1 protein-coding gene, 1 tRNA gene and 1 rRNA gene are annotated in these 729 nt (G+C 40.6%); all 3 read right to left on the reverse strand.

The window, feature by feature from the left end:
* On the reverse strand, positions 1–233 hold a 233-nt coding region (locus D8872_RS10750), incomplete at its 3' end, for a MarR family transcriptional regulator (protein WP_125390885.1).
* Between the two features lie 168 nt (positions 234–401).
* A tRNA-Asn gene (locus D8872_RS10755) sits at positions 402–475 on the reverse strand.
* Between the two features lie 5 nt (positions 476–480).
* Positions 481–596, reverse strand: a 5S ribosomal RNA gene (gene rrf, locus D8872_RS10760).
* Positions 597–729: the final 133 nt, after the last annotated feature.

Genomic DNA, 729 nt, shown 5'->3' on the forward strand with positions numbered 1-729 from the left:
TGCTCCACCAACGCCTTAACAGCTTTAGTTACAGCAGCCTGACTAACATTCAGTCTTTTTGCCAAGTCAGAATTTGTCAAAGACTCCTGAGACAAGAGCATTAAAATATGTTCCTGCGTGTTCGTTAGCCGCACATCGCTCGTACAAGAGCCGACCAAGATTTCATGTTGATTCTCAGCTGTCAATATAACCTCATTCAAAAAATGATTAATTTTTTCTGCTAAATGCCCCATTGTTCGCTCCCTTTCTTAACCAGTTGAAACTTTACCGGTTAATTATACCACAAAAAAGAAAAGAGTCAAGCTCCAACTATAGTAACACTCTGATTCTAAAACAATGCAAAAGCATTGATAGAGACAAAGAAAAAAGAGCTAACTGCTCTTTTCTCATATGCTAATTTACTCCGCCAGTAGGACTCGAACCTACGACATCATGATTAACAGTCATGCGCTACTACCAACTGAGCTATGGCGGATAATAGCTAAGCGACTACCATATCTCACAGGGGGCAACCCCCAACTACTTCCGGCGTTCTAGGGCTTAACTTCTGTGTTCGGCATGGGTACAGGTGTATCTCCTAGGCTATCGTCACTTAACTTACTGAATTAACTTACAATATCTCATTGCCTTGTCAACTCAAAATTGAATAACTACTCAAACCTCACAATACTTGCCAAAAGCTGCGCTCAATGAAAATTGGATAAGTCCTCGAGCTATTAGTATTAGTCC

This window comes from Streptococcus cristatus, assembly GCF_003943815.1.
Taxonomy (GTDB): domain Bacteria; phylum Bacillota; class Bacilli; order Lactobacillales; family Streptococcaceae; genus Streptococcus; species Streptococcus cristatus_F.